General features: G+C 59.8%; 16 protein-coding genes. 5 read left to right on the forward strand and 11 right to left on the reverse strand.

What is annotated here, in order from left to right; all coding sequences use genetic code 11:
* Positions 1–32: 32 nt before the first annotated feature.
* From PQR63_RS01715 to PQR63_RS01740, 6 genes are all read right to left on the reverse strand, one after another.
* Positions 33–1,208 carry a porin gene (locus tag PQR63_RS01715; protein WP_408165082.1) on the reverse strand — a complete coding sequence of 392 codons (1,176 nt, stop codon included), beginning with the start codon at positions 1,206–1,208 and terminating at the stop codon, positions 33–35.
* Positions 1,209–1,274: 66 nt separating this feature from the next.
* Complete coding sequence (locus tag PQR63_RS01720) at positions 1,275–2,615, reverse strand: MFS transporter (RefSeq protein WP_408165084.1); 1,341 nt, start codon at positions 2,613–2,615, stop codon at positions 1,275–1,277.
* 114 nt (positions 2,616–2,729) lie between these two features.
* Positions 2,730–4,466: an FAD-dependent monooxygenase gene (locus PQR63_RS01725; protein ID WP_408165086.1), complete on the reverse strand. Its 1,737-nt coding sequence runs from the start codon at positions 4,464–4,466 to the stop codon at positions 2,730–2,732.
* 326 nt (positions 4,467–4,792) lie between these two features.
* The gene (locus tag PQR63_RS01730) at positions 4,793–6,274 is read right to left on the reverse strand and encodes a methyl-accepting chemotaxis protein (protein WP_408165088.1); all 1,482 of its coding nucleotides are present in this window, start codon (positions 6,272–6,274) and stop codon (positions 4,793–4,795) included.
* 51 nt (positions 6,275–6,325) lie between these two features.
* The gene (locus PQR63_RS01735; RefSeq protein ID WP_408165090.1) at positions 6,326–7,306 is read right to left on the reverse strand and encodes an alpha/beta fold hydrolase; all 981 of its coding nucleotides are present in this window, start codon (positions 7,304–7,306) and stop codon (positions 6,326–6,328) included.
* A 273-nt stretch (positions 7,307–7,579) separates the two neighbouring features.
* Positions 7,580–8,683 carry a porin gene (locus PQR63_RS01740; RefSeq protein WP_408165092.1) on the reverse strand — a complete coding sequence of 368 codons (1,104 nt, stop codon included), beginning with the start codon at positions 8,681–8,683 and terminating at the stop codon, positions 7,580–7,582.
* Positions 8,684–8,976: 293 nt separating this feature from the next.
* On the opposite strand from PQR63_RS01740, the gene PQR63_RS01745 reads away from it, so the two are divergent.
* The 3 genes from PQR63_RS01745 to PQR63_RS01755 all read left to right on the forward strand — a co-directional run bounded on the left by PQR63_RS01745 (position 8,977) and on the right by PQR63_RS01755 (position 12,387).
* Positions 8,977–9,957, forward strand: a complete 981-nt coding sequence (locus tag PQR63_RS01745; RefSeq protein ID WP_408165093.1) for a LysR family transcriptional regulator — start codon at positions 8,977–8,979, stop codon at positions 9,955–9,957.
* A 188-nt stretch (positions 9,958–10,145) separates the two neighbouring features.
* Positions 10,146–11,372, forward strand: coding sequence for an MFS transporter (locus PQR63_RS01750; RefSeq protein ID WP_408165095.1), 1,227 nt, complete (start codon positions 10,146–10,148; stop codon positions 11,370–11,372).
* A 97-nt stretch (positions 11,373–11,469) separates the two neighbouring features.
* Positions 11,470–12,387 (forward strand): polysaccharide deacetylase family protein, encoded by a 918-nt coding sequence (locus PQR63_RS01755; RefSeq protein ID WP_408165097.1) that lies wholly within the window; start codon positions 11,470–11,472, stop codon positions 12,385–12,387.
* Positions 12,388–12,502: 115 nt separating this feature from the next.
* Here PQR63_RS01755 and lipA read toward each other — a convergent pair whose 3' ends face one another.
* The 3 genes from lipA to PQR63_RS01770 form a co-directional block, all read right to left on the reverse strand.
* Positions 12,503–13,474, reverse strand: a complete 972-nt coding sequence (gene lipA, locus PQR63_RS01760; RefSeq protein ID WP_408165099.1) for a lipoyl synthase — start codon at positions 13,472–13,474, stop codon at positions 12,503–12,505.
* 22 nt (positions 13,475–13,496) lie between these two features.
* On the reverse strand, positions 13,497–14,153 hold the full coding sequence (gene lipB / locus PQR63_RS01765; protein ID WP_094565966.1) for a lipoyl(octanoyl) transferase LipB: 657 nt from the start codon (positions 14,151–14,153) through the stop codon (positions 13,497–13,499).
* 79 nt (positions 14,154–14,232) lie between these two features.
* Positions 14,233–14,592: a DUF2917 domain-containing protein gene (locus tag PQR63_RS01770; RefSeq protein ID WP_408165101.1), complete on the reverse strand. Its 360-nt coding sequence runs from the start codon at positions 14,590–14,592 to the stop codon at positions 14,233–14,235.
* Positions 14,593–14,769: 177 nt separating this feature from the next.
* Here PQR63_RS01770 and gcvA point away from each other — a divergent pair, with 177 nt between their 5' ends.
* Positions 14,770–15,699, forward strand: coding sequence for a transcriptional regulator GcvA (gcvA, locus tag PQR63_RS01775; protein WP_408165103.1), 930 nt, complete (start codon positions 14,770–14,772; stop codon positions 15,697–15,699).
* 431 nt (positions 15,700–16,130) lie between these two features.
* Positions 16,131–17,672 carry a methyl-accepting chemotaxis protein gene (locus PQR63_RS01780; protein ID WP_408165105.1) on the forward strand — a complete coding sequence of 514 codons (1,542 nt, stop codon included), beginning with the start codon at positions 16,131–16,133 and terminating at the stop codon, positions 17,670–17,672.
* An 86-nt stretch (positions 17,673–17,758) separates the two neighbouring features.
* On the opposite strand, the gene PQR63_RS01785 is transcribed toward PQR63_RS01780, so the two are convergent.
* Both PQR63_RS01785 and PQR63_RS01790 read right to left on the reverse strand, forming a co-directional pair.
* Complete coding sequence (locus PQR63_RS01785) at positions 17,759–18,031, reverse strand: HP0495 family protein (protein WP_094565970.1); 273 nt, start codon at positions 18,029–18,031, stop codon at positions 17,759–17,761.
* Positions 18,032–18,167: 136 nt separating this feature from the next.
* Positions 18,168–19,022: a D-amino acid aminotransferase gene (locus PQR63_RS01790; RefSeq protein ID WP_408165107.1), complete on the reverse strand. Its 855-nt coding sequence runs from the start codon at positions 19,020–19,022 to the stop codon at positions 18,168–18,170.
* Positions 19,023–19,046 lie beyond the last annotated feature (24 nt).

Here is a 19,046-nt window from a genome sequence, read left to right on the forward strand (position 1 = left end):
GCCGGCGGCATTAAAACAATTTAAGACTCACATCAAAAAGCGTGGCGCATGCCGATCATCGTGCCCCACTGATTCATGCCCTTGCCAGGGCTCGCGCCGGCACCGCCCTGGCTCAAGGTGTAAGCTGCCTGCGCGCTGTTGGCCAGATAAGCGGTCTGCAGATAGACCGCGGTACGCTTGGACAATGCGTAGGTGCCGCGCACCACGCTGATGCTGCCGCGTGCGTCCTGCTGCTTGTTGATGATGCGGTAGTAGCCGCCGTCCAGCGTGAACTGCGGCGTGAACAGATAGGCTGCCGTGAGGTAGTACTGATCGGATTTCACTTCGCGGTTGCCGATTGCCGCGGTGACCTTGCGGCCCAGCCAGCCGCCACCGATCTTGAGATCGCCGGCCTTGAAATAACCGTTCAGCTGGGTGCGTGCATCCTTGTCGCCGGAAGACGTCAATGCAAACGGCGCAACGCCGTTATAGAAATTGGCTGCGGCGCCGGTGCCGCCTTGCTGGCGATCGTAGGCCGTGGCGATGCCAAAGTTGGCGCCGTCGTAGCGCAGCATCGCCGACCAGTCGCGGCAGGCTTGCGTGTCGCCCGCGACTTCACCGGCGCATGTGCCCTGCCCCGGCGAATTGCCGGTACCCGTGCCGTCGCGGCCGAAAGAATACGTCGCGCCGACGGTCACGCTGTCGAACTTGCCTTTGTAGGAAACGGTGTTGTCGCTGCGCGCATTGGGAATGTAAGCGTCAAAGGAACCGACGCCGCCATAGATGTCCGGGCCGATGATGTCGGCATCGAGAATCGCCCAGAACATCATGTTGTACTGGCGTCCGAACGACACCAGTCCATAGGGACTGTTGATGCCGACCCAGGCCTGGCGGCCGAACAGGCGGCCGCCCTGGTTGATGTCGCCGGCGCGGGCGTTGAAGCCGTTCTCCAGCACGAACTGTGCCGCGAGTCCGCCACCCAGATCTTCGGTGCCGCGAAAACCGATGCGCGACGGCATGCTACCGGTGATGCCGGGCATGCGCAATACGCTGTTGCCGGCGGCGTTGGCGTGGGTGATGTATTCCACGCCGGTGTCGAGAATGCCGTACACCGTGACGCTGGTGGTGTTGGTGATGCTGGCTGTCTGCGCCATCGCCGGCACTGCCGCACAGGCCAGATATGCAAGGCCTGCGCTCAGCAAGCATGTGGATAGTTTGTTCAGTTTCATGTCTCCTGCCCTCGTTTGTTTTATGAGTGATGAATCAAATCGGATCGGATCGGATCGATATTGGTCCTATAGCGGCTTGGCCTTGCCGTGGTACAGCCGTCCTGCGCTGAACATCGACACACCGGCGATGACGGCGGGAACCGCGAACACGACGAAGGCCATCTGCGCAGACGGTAAGGCCGCCAATAGCAAACCGCCGGTCATCGAGCCGATGATGGAGCCGATGCGACCCACCGCCAGCGCCCAGCTCACACCGGTGGCGCGGGCCACGGTTGAATAGAAGCTGGAAACCAGCACGTTGGCGCCGGTCTGCGCACCGGACAAACCAAAACCGGTGAAGAACACGGTGACGTACAGCCAGCCTGCGTGATGCACCGCAGGGCCGATGCAGACGATGGAAATCGCCGCGATCAGGTAGGACACGCTCAATACGGCGAAAGGATTGTGGCGATCCATCAGACGCGCATTGATGAGCGAACCGATGGTGCCGCCGACCGGCATCATGGCGCCGATGGTGGCCGCCTGGGTGACGGCGATGCCGCCTTCGGTGATCACGGTCGGCAACCAGCTGCTGATCTGGTAATACACCCATAGCGTGCAGAAGAAAGCCAGCCACAGCAGCATCGTGCCGGCGCGATAATGACGGCTGAACAGCGTGGCGAGGATGCCGTCCTTTTTGCCGGCGCTATTGCGGCGCTCGTCCGGGATTGCTTCCGCCAGGGTTGCATGCGGATCGCCGGTCAGACGTTCCAGCACCTTGCGCGACTCGGCTTCGAATTTCTTTTTGCCGGCCATGAAGCGCAACGACTCCGGCAAGAAAATCCAGATGATCGGGGTCAGCACCAGCGGGACGATGCCACCAAAGATGAACACGCCCTGCCAGCCATAAGACGGGATCAGCAAGGCCGCCAGGGCGCCGCCGCAAGCCAGCCCAAGCGTGAAGCCGCAAAACATCAGCGTCACCAGCAAGGCGCGGTTGCGCTCGGGACTGAACTCCGACGACAGCGTGATGGCGGTCGGCATGGCGCCGCCCAGACCGACACCCGTGAGGAAGCGCAGCACCACCAGCGTACTGGCCGACTCTGCGTAGGCGCAGGCCAGCGTGCCGATGCCGAACACCAGCATCGACATCACGATCACGCGCTTGCGGCCGATACGATCCGCCAACGGACCGAAGACGAAACTGCCGACCGTCAGGCCGAACAAACCGGCGCCGAAAATCGGCCCGAGCTGTGCGGGCGTCAAGGCCCAGGCCTTCTTCAACAACGGTGCGACATAGCCGACGGCGGCGAGGTCAAAGCCGTCGCAGGCCACCACCATGAAACATAAAACCAGCGTCAATATTTGCAAACCCGATGTCTTGCTGCCGTTCATGACGGCATCTGACGACACTGCTTGTGCGTGCATTTTCCTTGTCTCCTGCAGGTGAAGTCCGCTGTGCGGATCTTTTGTTTGGTTGTATTAAATAGTTGTGTTGAACAATCCTGGTGCTTCACTTCCTGAACTTGCTGATTTGAAGATTCAAACGCCCGCACCGGCGTATTGATTGCGAGGTGTCGATGTCGCCAATCGCTCCGGCTCCGTCAGATGCCCCGGTGCAGATTCTCTTTCATGTCCGAGTGCATGCGCGGCGACGGCGGCAAAACCGGCGTCCAGCACATTGCCGCGCCACGCCACATGCTGGTCGGGCCGTACCAGCACGAAGTCGGCCTGATACAGCTCGCGTACGGCGCGTTCGGCGACGGTGACGCAAGTCAGACCGGGCAGATACGCCGCGAGCTTGGCCGGATCGATCTGCGTGGCGTTGTCGGCATTGAGCGTGAGCAGCGTGAAGCCCATGCCGAACAGTGCATACAAAGAGCGGCCGTCGCGCAGCCAGGCATGCGGCGCGCGATGGCCGGGCCGTGCACACGGCAGATACAAGTTGGCCGCATCGAGACCGGGGCTGCCTGCTTCGGCCACCAGCAATGGCGACTGTTCGTAGCGTGTGCCCAGATGAACGCCGGGGATCATGAATTCGCGGTAGGCGTGGAACACAAGATAGCGTCCTGCTGCTTCGCGTGCGGCATCGCCTTGCGGGCCGTCGACAAACGCGGCAGCAGGCAGCTGCACGTGGCCGATGCTGTCGGCGAATTCACGGGCGAAGGCGGTATTGCGTAACGCCGCCGGATGACGTTCGGCGTGATAGCTCTCTGCCAGCGCCGCGCCACCGGTGCCGTTGACCAGCGCGGCAAGCTTCCATGCGAGATTGGCGGCATCGTCAATGCCGGTGTTGTAGCCGAGGCCGCCGGTCGGCGTGAAAAGATGCGCGGAGTCGCCGGCGAGAAAAACGCGGCCGAGCGAGAAGCGTTCCGCCACCAGCGCAAAGCCGGCGGTCCACGACGAGGTGCTCTTGATCTCGAAAGGAATATCCGCACCGATGGCGGTGGCGATGCGCTTGCGCACCAGATCCGGATCGAGCGGCTGGTCGTCTTGCGGCTGTACGTTCATGATGAAATCGCCGCGACCGTCGACCGCGATCAACAGTGCGCGCTGCGTCGGACTGAAGGTCCAGTACTGCCATGCAGGCCGCTTGCGGCTGGCGTTGTACAGACCCGGCGCGTGGAAATACACCGCTTCCATCTGACCGCCCATGAAGCCGCGCTTCTCACCGGCCACGCCGCTATAGCGAATGCCGAGCGCCTTGCGCACGCTGCTGCGCGGGCCGTCGCAACCGATCAGGTAACGCGCACGCACCTTGCGCTGGCGTGCGTCGCGATTGGCGGTCTGCTCCAGGTTGACGATGGCGGTGACGCCTTGTTCGTCTTGTTCGAAGGATTCCACGACGGCAGAAAAATGCACGTTGCAGCAGCGATGTTGCAGCGCTGCTTTCAGCAGGATGGGTTCAACGTAAAGCTGTGAGCAGCGATGCGGCGGCTCGGCGGTCGGCCAGGTGAAATCGTGTTGCTTCGCCCACTCGACGGCGTCGGCAGAACTCGGCTGCGACAGGCGCGCCAGTTCGTATTGACCGATCGAGGTGAAGTAGGCAATGTCGGGCGAGTAGTCGCCGGGCAAGCCTGCGGCGCGCACTTCGTCAGCGATGCCGATGCGGCGGAAATGCTCCATCGTGCGCGCGCTGTTGGCGTTGGCGGCAGGATGGCGCGCCGTGCCGGGCTTGGCGTCGAACACCTGCACGCTGATGCCGCGCTGGCCGAGTTCAGCCGCCAGAAACAAACCGACGGGACCGCCGCCGACGATGAGGACGTCGCAATCAAACACCTGTGTCTCCTGAAAAATCCATCTTTATTGAGCTGCTTTATTGAGGTTCATGTTAGACCTCGTCACACTATTAATCCATATAATGGATTGCATACATCACATGCATCTGATTCATTGTTTGATTCATTGTTGAGCTGCCATCGCCCTTGCGCCTGCGGCTAAAAAAATGGTGCAGCGTGGAGGAGAGAGTCACACGCCGCACCAGGGAAGAACCGCCTCAAGACGCTCGCACGAGCTGCCGGTTTGTAGGTCGCCCGATCAAATTATTCAGTGCTTGTTCAGTGCTTGTTCCGTACTTTTGATGCTGCCCATCCAGGCTTGCCAGTTCAGCGCGTATAGAAACCACAGGACACCAGACAGTCGCCCAGCCGCCGTACATAAGCCGACTTGGTCTTGATCTCTTGCGTGACGGGATGGGCGAATTTGAAATCGACCCAGCCGGTGCCGTGGTTTCTCGCGGTGTCGACAATCTCTTGCCCGAATGGCTTGCCGCCGGGGTCGCGATGCTTGCGCGTGTCGACGCCGACCAGGCGTGGATTGCCGCCGTGGGCGACGATCTGGCCATCGGCCAGGCCGACCACCACCAGATACAGATCGCGATCCGCAAACCGCCGCTCGACGAGATCGTTGACTTTGTTCACCAGGCTGGGCAAGCCTTCCGTCTCTGCGTGCTCGATGGCGGAGTCGACCAGCGTCATCGCATCTTCGCGCGTGCCGAATTCGTCCGAGCCGAGATCGAAGTGCGATACCACATTGGTCAGCGTCACTGCCTGGCGATGCAGAATGGCAGCGGCGGCAGAGATTTCGTCGACCAGCTTGGCGTTCTCCTGCGTCATCTGGTCGAGCTGGGCGATAGTGTCGTTGATGGTAGCCACGCCGCTGCTCTGCTCGCGGCTGGCGCTGCTGATCTCTTGCATGATGGTCGCGGCGCTACTAACCGACGACACGATCTTGCGCATGGTGGTGCCGGCCAGCAGCACTTGCTTGTCGCAGCTTTCCACCTTGCTGACGGAATCGGTGATGAGCGTCTGGATTTCTTTGGAGGCGGCGGCGACGCGTTGCGCCAGCACGCGCACCTCTGTCGCCACCACGGCAAAGCCGCGCCCGGTTTCTCCGGCACGCGCCGCTTCAACGGCGGCGTTGAGCGCAAGAATGTTGGTCTGAAACGCGATACCGTCGACGACGTTGATGATGTCTGCAATGCGGCGCGAGCTGTCGCGGATGTCGGCCATGTTGGTCTCGACGTTGTGGACCACTTCACCGCCTTGCGCAGCGGCTTGCGCGGCGGTGGCGATCAGCTCGTTGGCCTTGTGCGCGTTGTCGGCGTTCTGCCGCACGTTGGACGTGATCTGCTCGGTTGACGCGGCCGTTTGCTGCAACAATGCGCCTTGCTTGTCGGTGCGTTCCAGCAAAGCCTTGTTGTCGGTGGACAGCAGTCCTGACGTCATTGCGAAACCGACGGTGCCGTTGCGCACTTTGGTGACGACATCGGCCATGCGATGGCGCAGGGTGATGATGGCCAGGTCGAACTCGCCCGCGCTACCCTGCCCTTTGGCCTTCACCTGCAATTGCCCGAGTCGCCCGGCGCCAAGCGCCTGCATATCCACCAGCAACAGATCGGCATTGCGGCCGACCCGCCCCATCAGCATCCAGCTCGTCAGCACGCCCAACAGCAATACCCCCGCGCCGACACCGGTCAGCATGCCACTGTGCGCCCGGCCCGGTACGGTCAGCGTCATGGCAAGCAGCGTCGTCAATGCCAGCAGGTTGAGGCAAAGAATAAAGAGAAAGCCGACGCGAAGTTTCATGTGATCACCTGGAGTGCTGTGGGGATGCTAGAGCTAGAGCTAGAGCTGGCGCTAGCCCAGCAAGAACTTGTTCAGCGCATTGTTGAACGGTTCGCCGGTGCGTTGCGGGGTGTGGCCGCCACCACGGATGACAAGATGCTCGCCGCCCAGACGTTCCGCCAGACGGCGTGTGATGCCTTCATACGCCGGGTTGTGATCGCCGGAAACATGCAGCTTGCGGAATGAGGCCGCATGCAGAATCTGGTCCGGCACGATCGCTTCCGCCGGTGAGCGGAAATGGCGCAGATGCGCGGCGAAGGCTTTCAATGGCGGCGGCAACGGTTGTGGCAGGGGCTGCGCCGGCTGGATGATGCGAAACAATGCGCGCAGATATTCTTCGTCGTCGACAGGCGGATGCGCCGCCAGACCCAACGCAGCGTAATGGAATGCGGTGACGGCAGGATCATCCTTGGCGATGTCGCTGGTGCCCGATTCGATGATGGTCAGCGAGGCCGGCTTGCGTACGTCTTTGGCAACCGCCAGCAAGGCAACGGCCGCACCGTAGGAATGCGCAACGACGTGATCGCCGGGCTTGATCAGTTCGGCAATCAGGTCGGCGTCGCGTGCGAAATCTTCGCTGCCCAGCCAGGGGCTGTCGCCGTAACCGGGACGCGCCGGCATGATCAGGCGCCAGTTGGCAGCCAGCGGCGCCTGCTCTTTCCACGCCATTGCGCCGCCGGCGCCGCCGCCATGCACGAAGACGACGCGCGGGCCTTTGCCCAGTTCGTCGACGACCATGCCGCCGGGACCGATGTATCTGTTTTGTTCCATGTTGTGCTCCATAGGGATTGCTTGGGATGTTGCTGACATTGATGACGTTGCGTATGCGCGCTCGGGCTGAGTCGCTGCGAACGCTTTGGAAATGGGATGCAGCGCCAGCATGGCTGTTGCGCCGAGCAGCATCGATCTCTTACGCATATCGATGGCGCCGATGCTGCTGATAATGCGACGCGCCTCGCCGGCGACGTCGTCGCTGCTGTCTGTGAATGGCATGTTTGTCTCCGTACGCACGCCGGCTGCGTTGCAGCGGCGTCGTTGTTTTGTCTTTGTCGTGCGGGAAGAAATGAATATGCCGCCTTGCCGCGCAAACACCTCTGCGCGGGAGCGGCAACCGCTCTTCCCTCACCTGTTTTTCCGCATCATAGGACGGACGGTTTTATAAAGCCATTCAATGGCTTTCATGCATCACATGAATCTGATGCATAGCCGTCGGCACTCGAATGTGATGTCGCCGACGCCGCCAAGCGAGATGGCGCAGGCTGGATGTCAGAACGTATGGCGAATGCCAAACTCCAGATTGTTGACGGACTGTCCCGCCACCGGCAAACCTGCCCCTCCTGCAATCGGTGGCGGCGAGTAGGTTTTCAGTCCCGGCCATAGTCCGAAGTTGGTGGCCGAACCATTGTTCAGATGCGCGAAGGAGGTATAGAGCGTGGTGCGCTTTGACAGGTCGTAGTAGTAGCCAAGCGCGAAGAAACTGGCGTTGCCGCCGTTGTCCATTTTGCGGCCCGAATACGTCGCCTTGATGGTCGACTGATCGATGGGCAGATTGAAGCCGGCATAGTAAGCCTTGACGTCATGGCTGCTGCCGGTGATCGTGTTCTTCATCGCGTAGCCGAACAGTTTGATGAACTTGAAATCGTAGCTGCCGCCCAGCGCCAGCGTGCGATTGGAGAGTGCGCCGCCAGCCGGCGTAGTGGCCATGATCTGGTCTTCGTAGCTGGCGCCGATGAACAGCGGGCCGTTAAGATAGTTGAGCCCGATGTCGGTCATGGAACCGACCGTGCGCGGTGCATCGACGCGTTCGCTCAGACCGTACAGCACGTGTGCGGTCACACCGCCGAATAGGGGCGAGTTGTACTGGATGGCATTGGGCTGCGTCACCGAACCGACGAAGCCGCGCGGGTTCGACGGCGACTGCTGCGTCATGATGATGCCGCTGCCATTGCCCTGGCGGCTGAACGGATCGCTGCGCGCCTGCAGGTACAAGGATGGCGTCCACTGGCTGCCCAGCTGGATCGAACCCCACTTGCCGCCGAGACCGACGTAGGATTCGCGATCGAACAATTGTGAGTTGGTGCCCGTGCTGGAGCCGGTGTCGGCGGCAAAGCCGGACTCCAGTTTGAAGTAGGCGCGCATGTCGCCGCCGAGATCTTCACTGCCGCGCAAACCCCAATACGAAATGTCGTTCGACAGATTGCGCGAACTGCTCGCGCCGCGTGTCGGCGTCGAAGAAAAATTGGTCATGTCGATGGCCAGATCGACCTTGCCGTAAAAGACCACGTTGCTGCCGCCCAATGTGGTTTGCGCCATGGCTGCCGCAGGCGCGAGCAGCGACAGGCAAAGCCATGCCTTGCGTTGATGTTTCATTTCGTCTCCAGAATTTTTGTCTTGTTGTGGTGCGCCGCGATTCGCTGATCCAGCGTCGGCGCCTATTCTAGGGAGACGGTTTGGAGAAGACCATGCAGTGAAATTAATAGCACGGATGCAGCCGACTAATAAACCGGCGCACGTGCAGGAAGATGGTTTCGCAGCGATGTGTTGCCGTTGCCACGAACATTTTTTCCAATTGTTTTTTGACTGAAATCCTGCGCATACTACGCGCGAGACCGCTATGAATGCGTTTAATGATTCGTACAATTACTATATAACCGACTCATATCATGAATACCCCCGACCTGAACTTCCTGTATGTCATACAGGCCTTGTTCGAAGAAAAAACTGTGTCGCGCGCAGCAGAAAGACTGGGCCTGACGCAGCCCGCCGTGAGCCATGCGCTCAGCCGTCTGCGTGTGAGCTTTCAGGATGATCTGTTCGTACGCGCCGGCTCAGTGATGGCACCCACACCGACCGGCGAGCGCATCGCGCAAGGCGCCATCGCGACGCTGGCATTGATCCAGCGCGAGATCTGGGACGTGAAAGCCTTCGACGCGCAGACGACGACGCGCACGTTCTCGGTCTGCCTGAGCGACATGGGCATGATCGTGTTGTTGCCGAAATTATTAGGCGCGCTGCGTGAACATGCACCGCATGCAACGCTCAAGCCGATTCAGGTACCGTCGCTGGAACTCGCCTCGGCGTTGCAGGATGGCGCCATCGATCTGGCCATCGGCTATCTCGGCAAAATGGGCGACAACCTGTACCAGCAAACACTGTTCCGCCGCTCGCTGGTCGGCATCGTGCGCAGTGGAAAAATGGGCGGCAAACTCAGCCGCAAGATCGACAGCAAACCGACTGGCAAAAGCAAGTCGGCGAAAGAGCAACCGATCAAGATGTCGATGGAGCAATTCGTCGGCAGTGAACACGTGCTGGCCGGCACGCTGTCCCTCACCAATCAATTGCTTGATGAAGAATTGCGCCATCAGGGCGAACGCCTCAAGGTTGGCGTTAGCGTGCCGTATCTGCTGACGGTACCGGGTCTGGTGGCGACATCGGATTACATCGCCTGCGTGCCGAGCGAACTGGCGGAGTTGTTCGCGCAGCTGGCCGACATCCGCATGTTCGAGTTACCGGTGAAGCTACCCGATCTTACGGTCAAGCAGTTCTGGCATGCGCGTTTTCATAACGATGCGGCGCATCGCTGGTTCAGGTTGCTGGTGGCCAATACGCTGGGGGATTTGTCGGAGGCGCGCAAAGCGCGCTGAGTACGCCTTGAATTATTGCGGACATTGTGTCCGTTATATTGGGAACTCCAGCCCGATTGTCCGCGGTGCCAAATCACCCTATCTTGTGTCCATGCCACGCACGCGAAATTGTCCCCGCGTGCGCATTCCCGACACTTTTTGATTGGCACTTCATGACACCGAATTCCAGTACAACCGCAAACGCGACAATGACTACCATTGCCGCATCGCCACTGCCGTCAGCCTCCTCATCGGCCTCTTCACCCGCTACTTCTTCCAATCGTCTGCCCCTTGCAGGCTTGCTGGCACTCGCGATGGCGGCCTTCATCACCATTCTCACCGAAGCCATGCCGGCCGGTTTGCTGCCGCAGATGAGCGCTGATCTGCGCGTGTCGGAGTCGCTCATCGGCCAACTGGTCACGCTGTATGCGATCGGCTCCATGGTCACGGCGATTCCATTGACGGCGACGACACAGAGCTGGCGGCGCAAGCCTTTGCTGATGACAGCGATCGTCGGCTTCGTGATCGTCAACACGATCACTGCGATCTCGACCAGCTATCCGCTGACGCTGACGACGCGCTTCTTCGCGGGCGTGTTTGCCGGCATGGTATGGGCGCTGATGGCAGGCTATGCAGCGCGCATGGCGCCGGGGCATTTGCAGGGTCGCGCGATCGCCGTCACGATGGCAGGCATCCCGATTGCGCTATCCCTGGGGATTCCGGCTGCGACCTTCCTCGGTGCGAGTGTGGGCTGGCGTCTGAGCTTCGGCATCATGAGCGCGATGACACTGATCCTGATCGTATGGGCGCTGGCGAAGGTGCCTGATTTTCCCGGCCTGAAAACCGGCAGGCATCTGTCGATTGCGCATGTGTTCATGATGCCCGGCGTGCGATTAGTGTTGTTTGTGACGCTGGCCTTTGTGCTGGCGCATAACATCCTGTACACCTACATCGCACCTTTTCTTGCGCCGGTCGGTATGGCAGACAAGGTCGGCATGATCCTGCTGATCTTTGGCGTGAGTGCGCTGGCATCGATCTGGGTGACCGGTGCACTGATTGATCGCTGGCTGCGTACGCTGGTGCTGATCAGTATCGTGCTGTTTGCCTTCGCTGCCGTTGCATTGGGTGTCTGGACAGACGTCCCGGCGATGGTGTATGTCGGCGTGGCGGTGTGGGGATTCGCATATGGTGGCGTGCCGACCTTGTTCCAGACGGCGTCGGCGAAGAACGCCGGTGAAGCGGCCGACGTGGCGCAATCGATGATCGTGACGGTGTGGAACCTGGCGATCGCGGGCGGCGGCATTGTCGGCGGCGTGCTGCTCGATACCGTCGGCGTGGGATCGTTTCCATGGGCCTTGCTGGCATTGCTTGCACCGACGCTGATCGTGGCGTGGCTGGCCAGAGACAAAGGCTTTCCGGCGGCACGTCGTGATTGAGTTTGCGGAGAACTGCTCAGGTATAATCGCGCGGCCTCAGTGCGGCTTTTCCATGGATTTGTCGACACCATCGATGCCTAAATGACAGGTCCGCAACTTGAAACGATTCTCCGCCGCTTCATCTGTATTTTCAGTATTGTCAGTACTTGCTGTCGCGCTCAGCCTGAGTGGCTGTATTTCGCCGCCGATCGCACTGACGCCGCTGACCGAGCAGCGCCTGCACGTGCAGGCGCCGATTCGTTTCTTGCTGACCTTTGACGACGGCCCCAGCGCATCCAGCTTTTTCAATCCGACGGAATCGATTCTCGATGATCTGGCCAACAATGCTATCCAACCCGGCATCAAGGCAGTGTTCTTTGTGCAGACCCGCGCGCATGGTGCCGGCGGCAGCGAACTTGGCCGCAAGATCATGCAGCGCGAACACGATGATGGCCACATTCTGGGCTTCCATACCAGCACACCGGGGCATACCAATCACCGGCATCTGAACCCGCAGGAGCTGGAGCAATCGCTCACGGATGGTAGCGCCGATATCGCCTCCATTACCGGTGCGGCACCGGTGTTTTTGCGACCGCCATTCTGGAATTTTGATCAGCGTACTTTCGCCGCGTATCAGCAGCACGGTTTCCATGTACTGATGACCGACGTCAGCCTGAATGACGGCAAGATCTGGGGTTACAACTTCAGCCTGCGCCGCCGCTCGAATATCGTGCGGCAGTTGTCGGAGGTGCGCGAACGTATCGCTGACGGCGAGCTGCCGACGGTGGATGGCGTGATCCCTGTGGAAGTCACCTTCCACGATCTCAATCGTTACACCTCGCGCCACATGCAGGAGTATCTGCAGATCCTGCTCGACAGCGCGCAGGAAACCGGTCTGACCGTGGCCGCCAAACCGTTCTACGACGACCGCGCGGCATTGCAGCGCGCAGTCATGGCGCGCACGATCACGGATCGCTCCAAGCCGCTGCATTTGCCGGGACTGTGGGCGTGGATGTGGGATGGAAACTCGCACTAAGCACACTGAGCGCACGAAGCAGTGCGGTTGGAAATTTGAAGCGCAATAAAAAAACGGCCTGGTTCATTGAAGAACCAGGCCGTTTTTTTATGCCGATGCTGCCGGCGAAAATACCTTAACCAACCAAACCATGCGCCTGTTGATCCGCGTGGTAGCTCGAACGCACCATCGCGCCGACCGCAGCGTGCACGAAGCCCATCTTGTAGGCTTCTTCTTCGTACATCTTGAAGGTGTCGGGATGTACGTAGCGGCGTACCGGCAAGTGGTCACCGCTTGGCATCAGGTATTGGCCGATGGTGAGCATGTCGACGTTGTGGGCGCGCATGTCGCGCATGACTTGCAGGACTTCTTCGTCGGTCTCGCCGAGGCCGACCATGATGCCGGACTTGGTCGGGGTATTCGGATGCAGATCCTTGAAGCGCTTCAGCAGGTTCAGCGAGTATTCGTAGTCGGAACCCGGACGCGCTTCCTTGTAGAGGCGCGGTGCGGTTTCGAGGTTATGGTTCATGACGTCCGGCGGCGCCATCTTGAGGATTTCCAACGCGCGATCCATACGGCCACGGAAGTCCGGGGTCAGGATTTCGATACGCGTCTCTGGCGACAGCTCACGCACGCGCTGGATGCAGGCGGCGAAGTGGCCGGCGCCGCCGTCGCGCAGATCGTCGCGGTCGACGCTGGTGATGACGACGTAGCTCAGCTTGAGTTGGGCGATGGTGCGGGCCAGGTTTTCCGGCTCGTTAGGATCAAGCGGATCGGGACGGCCGTGGCCGACGTCGCAGAACGGGCAGCGGCGGGTGCACTTGTCGCCCATGATCATGAAGGTCGCCGTGCCCTTGCCGAAGCATTCGCCGATGTTGGGGCAGGATGCTTCTTCGCACACCGTCACCAGATTGTTGGCGCGCAGAATGTCTTTGATTTCGTAAAAACGGGTGGTCGGCGAGCCGGCCTTGACGCGAATCCAGTCAGGCTTCTTGAGCTTTTCCGCCGGCATGATCTTGATCGGGATCCAGGCCGTTTTGCCGGCGCCCTTTTGCTTGTCGGTGGGGTTACGCAGCGAAACTTCGGCTGTTGTGATGTCGGTAGTCATAGTAGTGATGTCTGATGCCATCTCACGCGGATGGCGAAAAAGCAAAATGCTCAACGAGTTTGTCGGCGAGCTTCGTTTGCACGTCGCTCAGCGAAGCGGCGACGTCCAGCGTCTGCATGTCGACGGTGGCGAGGCCTTCGTAGCCGCAAGGGTTGATCCAGGAAAACGGCGCCAGATCCATCGCTACATTGAGCGACACGCCGTGATAGGTGCAACCGTTGCTGCGAATTTTCAATCCCAGCGCAGCGATCTTGGCACCCTGCCACGGCCCTGAACTGACATAGATGCCGGGCGCGCCCTGCTTGCGCTCACCAGCCAGATTATACGCCGCCAGCGTGTCGATCACCGCCTGCTCGATCTTTTGCACGAATTCGCGGGCGAACAAGCGGGCGCCGGGATGGTTGCGGCGCAAGTCCATGAGCAGGTAGATCACCACTTGGCCGGGGCCGTGGTAGGTCACTTCGCCGCCGCGGTCGGTCTGGATCACGGGGATGGCGTGGGGATTGAGCACGTGGGCCATGTCGGCACCCAGACCGAGGGTGAACACCGGCGGGTGTTCGACAATCCAGAGCTGGTCGGGGGAATCGGCGGTGCGGCTGTCGGTGTAGGCGCGCATGGCGTTGAAGCTGGTTTCGTAAGCCTCGACGCCACGGTGAATAATCTGTGGAGCGGTTCGCATGACGGCAAGTGTAACGAAAATCCCGGATTGCCGCCCGCGCCGCATGGATTGTCCATGCAGCAATTTTCCGTTAAAAGCCTTACTGGCTGCAGCTTCCCGGCGCTTCGGTGATTTTTCCTGCGGTTACAACGGCACGATTGCGGCTGCCGAAACGACGTGCCACGGCATTAGCCACCTTGGTCAGGCGCACAAGCCAGTGACGACGGCACAGGCCGATTTGCAGTTTGCTGGCCGTGTTGACCGATTCGATGACCACCAGACCCTGACCGGGAATGTCCAGGATTTGTCCGCCGGAAAGCCAGTAATCAGTGCGGCCCCCTTCAATGGTTATCCACACGCGGCCGCTGCCGACTTTCAGGCAGATCGGACGCGTGACCTGCAGCGACGTCACGTCGCCGGCTTGCAGCCGGATTTGCCTTCTAGTGAAAATATTTTGCATGATGCGGCCTCTTTGGATTACCTTTTGCGGGAAACTGATCGGCCGAAAGCGGCTTTCTGCGGGGCTTTTACGAATAAAATGCCTGACCGATGGAGCTATTCTAGTCAGCGCCACGGGCAAACCAAAACGATATATATTCTCCATTCTTGCTAGTTTTTCTCACAAAGAAACACACCCATGGTTGATTTCCGCAAACTGCCCAACCTCGCTGCTCTGCGCGCTTTTGAAGCGGCAGCACGGCATGAGAGTTTTTCGCGGGCGGCGGAAGAAATCCACGTCACGCCGGGCGCGATCAGTCACCAAATCCGCGCGCTGGAAGAAGAATTGGGACTGCTGTTGTTCACCCGCAACGGCAAGCGCATCGCCATCACCGAAAGCGGCCAGCGTTTTGCCGCGGCCATCCGCAAGTCGCTCGGTGAAATCGCGACCGCAACCGCAGCATTGCAAGAGCAAAACCGGCAGCAACGTCTGGTGGTGTCTTCACCGCCCTCCTTTGCCTCGCGCTGGCTGGCGCCGCGACTGTGGAAATTTGTCGACCGCCATCCCGGGATTGAAGTGGTGTTGCAATCCAGCAGCCATCTCAACGATCTGGCCCGCGACGGCATCGACGTAGGCCTGCGCTTTGGTGTCGGCAATTATCCGGGCCTGAAGTCGGAAAAAATCCTGGAAGAGTTCTATTACCCGGTTGCCAGCCCGCACTATCGCCAGGGTCGCTTGCCCTCTTCGCCGCAGCAATTGCGCGACTGCGTGCTGTTGCGCATGGATGGTCTGCAGGAATCTTGGCTGCCGTGGTTTGCACTGGCCGGGCTGGATCTGCCCGATCCGGCCGGTGGACTGGTGACGGAAGACTCGTCGCTGACGTTGCGCGCGGCTGCGGACGGCGCCGGTGTCGCGCTGACGCGCCATGCCATTGCGTCACAGGAAATCGCCGCCGGCGAGCTGGTGCGCTTGTTCGACATCGCACTGCTGAGCGACCGCGCCTATTATTTCGTCACCGTGCCCGACGTCGCGATAAAACCGCAGGTGCAGCATTTCCGCACTTGGCTCGAAGAAGAAATCGCACTTTTCAAAGCACACAGCCGCTGGCCCGGCCGAGTCTCCAACTGAATTCTGCCCGGCGCACTCTCGCGGCTGCCCGCTTGCCCGCCCGCAATCCCGCACAAACAAGCAAATGCTGCGGGAAAACCTCTCTGTTCACCTGCTAGCCAGCCATCGAAATACTCTATCGTATGTCCATAGAGCGGCAAGGATAATTGCCGACGAGCATCTGCGTTTGTTTGCCGACGGCGTCGCACGGATTACCGCCATTGCGACTGGCAGCAAATAAGATGCTGATAAAACCCTCTCCTCTTTGCATGCGCAGCACCGATTGCTAACCGCAAGACAGGTTGTGCTTTGCCTCGCTTCGCGCCGGCTGCCGCATTGCTGTCTCTGATGTCACCGCTTGTTTGTTGTTGTCTTACCCATCCTTATCCAGGTCATTTTCTGGCTGGGCATTTTTTGTATTGAGTTTCACCAGTTTCGTTAGGAGATCGAACATGAAAAATCTAAAAATCGGCATACGTCTCGGCATCGGCTTTTTCGCCATTCTGATGCTGATGGTCGTCATGCTGGGCATTAGCATCTGGCGCCTGCAGCAGATCAATGCGGCGGTTGTCTCTATGACGGGTGACTCGATCACCAACGAACGCAATGCGAACGAATGGCTGGCCGTGATACGCGAAAGCGGCATCCGCACCCTGGCGGTGATCAAGACGGAAGATCCTGACGCACAACAGTTCTTCCAGGCACAGATTGCAGCTGAGTCGGCACGTATCGCACCGATGCGCAAGAAGATCGAGGAGATCAATACCGCACCGCAAGAAGTTGCGCTGTTGGCCGAGATCAACAAGACCCGTGATATATATCAGGTTGCCCGCAACGATATTTTCAAATTGAAAAAAGCCGGCGACCTCGACGCGGTCAAGAAAATGACCGCTGAAAAATTCACGCCCTTGTATACCTCTTACACCGGCGCAGTCGCCAAGTTCCGCGACTTGCAACGACAGGAAATCACCAATTCGGCGGAAGCTGTCGGCAACTATTACTCTTCCAGCCGCAACATGCTGATCATCCTCGGTGTGGTTGAACTGGTGCTGGGCGGCGTGTTGGCATGGCTGTTGACGGTCAGCATTACGCGTCCGCTGACCCAGGCCGTCGGCATTGCCGAAACGGTGGCATCGGGCGACCTGAGCTCCACCATCGTCTCTAGCGGCAAAGATGAAACCGGCCAGTTGCTGACCGCATTGAAGACCATGAACGACAACCTGCTCAATATCGTCAGCCAGGTGCGTGTGGGTACCGATACCATCAGCACCGCATCGAGCGAAATCGCCAGCGGTAATCTCGACCTGTCGTCGCGCACCGAACAACAAGCCGGTTCACTGGAAGAAACCGCCTCGGCGATGGAGGAACTGACCTCCACTGTGAAGCAGAATGCCGACAACGCGCGCCAGGCAAATCAGCTCGCCGTGTCGGCCTCGGAAGTTGCGATTCAGGGTGGCACGGTAGTCGGCCAGGTGGTCGACACCATGGGTTCGATCAACGACTCTTCCCGCAAGATTGTGGACATCATCAGCGTGATTGACGGCATCGCCTTCCAGACCAATATTCTCGCGTTGAACGCGGCGGTCGAAGCCGCACGCGCCGGCGAACAAGGCCGCGGCTTTGCGGTGGTGGCATCGGAAGTGCGCAGCCTGGCGCAGCGATCTTCGGCCGCAGCAAAAGAAATCAAAACGCTGATCGACGACTCCGTATCGAAGGTCGACGTTGGCAGCAAGCTCGTCGTGCAGGCCGGCGAAACCATGAGTGAAGTCGTTGCGAGCGTCAAGCGCGTCACCGATATCGTCGGCGAGATCAGCTCGGCCAGCCAGGAGCAAAGCGCAGGTATCAACGAAGTCGGCCAGGCGATCACGCTTATGGATGAGGCGACGCAGCAAAATGCAGCGCTGGTGGAACAAGCCGCCGCCGCTGCACAATCGCTGCAGGATCAGGCCGGCCGCCTGGCGCAGGTGGTCAGTATCTTCAAGCTGGCGCGCTGAAGCAACACGCTTCGCACAAAGAAAAACCGGTTCGACTCTTGCGGGAGCGAACCGGTTTTTTTACGTCTTGCTGAATGGCTGATGGCTTACAGCACAAACTTGACCATCTCATGACCTGACAAGGCGCGATACAGGTTGTCGAGCTGCTCGCGGCTGGTCGCACGCACGGTGACGGTCAGCGACAGGTATTTGCCCTGCGACGAAGGACGCATCTCGACCTTGCCGGCGTGGAAAGTGGGATCGTATTCCGTGATCATGTCAACGATGGTGTTGGCGAACTCATCGTGCATGATGCCGACGACTTTGATGGGAAAGTCGCTCGGATATTCGATCAGGGATTCTTCGGTAGGAGCTGGCATGGTGTACGGCTTTCGACTTTCAATAGGGACTGCGAGGAACTGCGCCTATTTTACGCCATGCACCAGCCGGTTTGCGCATGTCTTGCCAATCGACAATAAAAGGCCGGACATGCGTCAGTGACTCATCAAAAGCGCTTTATGACAGCGCGGCTTTGGCATCCTGGTAAGCCGCGTAGAGTTTGGTGAACACCGGGCCCGGCTTGCCGTTGCCGACAGCCTTGTCGTCGATGGTCACTACCGGCAAGACTTCCTTGGTGGCCGAGGACAACAGCACTTCATCGGCGGCGAAAACTTCTTCCTGCGTGATGCGGCGTGCTTCAAACACGATGCCTTGCGACTTGCACAATTCTTCGATCAGGCCGTAGCGGATACCTTCCAGGATCAGGTTGTCTTTCGGCGGCGCCGATAGCTTGCCGTCCTTGACGATCCAGACGTTGGACGACGACGCTTCGCTGAGGAAACCGTCGCGGAACTGGATCGCTTCGGTGACTTCGTGCTCGGCGGCGTATTGCGCGGCAAGCACGTTACCCAGCAGCGAGGTCGACTTGATCTGGCAATTCAACCAGCGCTTGTCTTGCATCGTCACGCACGCCACGCCCTTGGCGCGCACTTCAGCCGACGGCACCGCCAGCGGGCTGGTCATCATGAACACGGTCGGCGTGACCGGGTCCTTCGGGAAAGCATGGCCGCGCTTGGCGACACCGCGCGTGACCTGGATGTAGACGATCTGGTCACTGAGATCGTTGGCCTGCACCACGCGATCGATCAGCGCCAGCCATTCGGCTTCGCTATGCGGATTTGTAATACCGATGGTACCGAGGCTGCGGAACAGGCGCGCAATGTGGTGCGTGCCGCGGAACGGTTTGCGGGCATACATCGGGATGACTTCGTAGACGCCGTCGCCAAAGATGAAGCCGCGGTCAAGCACAGGAATGCGGGCTTCGGAGAGCGGCGTCATCTCGCCGTTGAGGTACACGATAGGATCGTTCATGGGAGCGTTTTTAAGAGAGTTATC

Origin of the sequence: Herbaspirillum rhizosphaerae, assembly GCF_046025915.1 — a bacterium.
Taxonomy (GTDB): Bacteria; Pseudomonadota; Gammaproteobacteria; order Burkholderiales; family Burkholderiaceae_D; genus Herbaspirillum; species Herbaspirillum rhizosphaerae_A.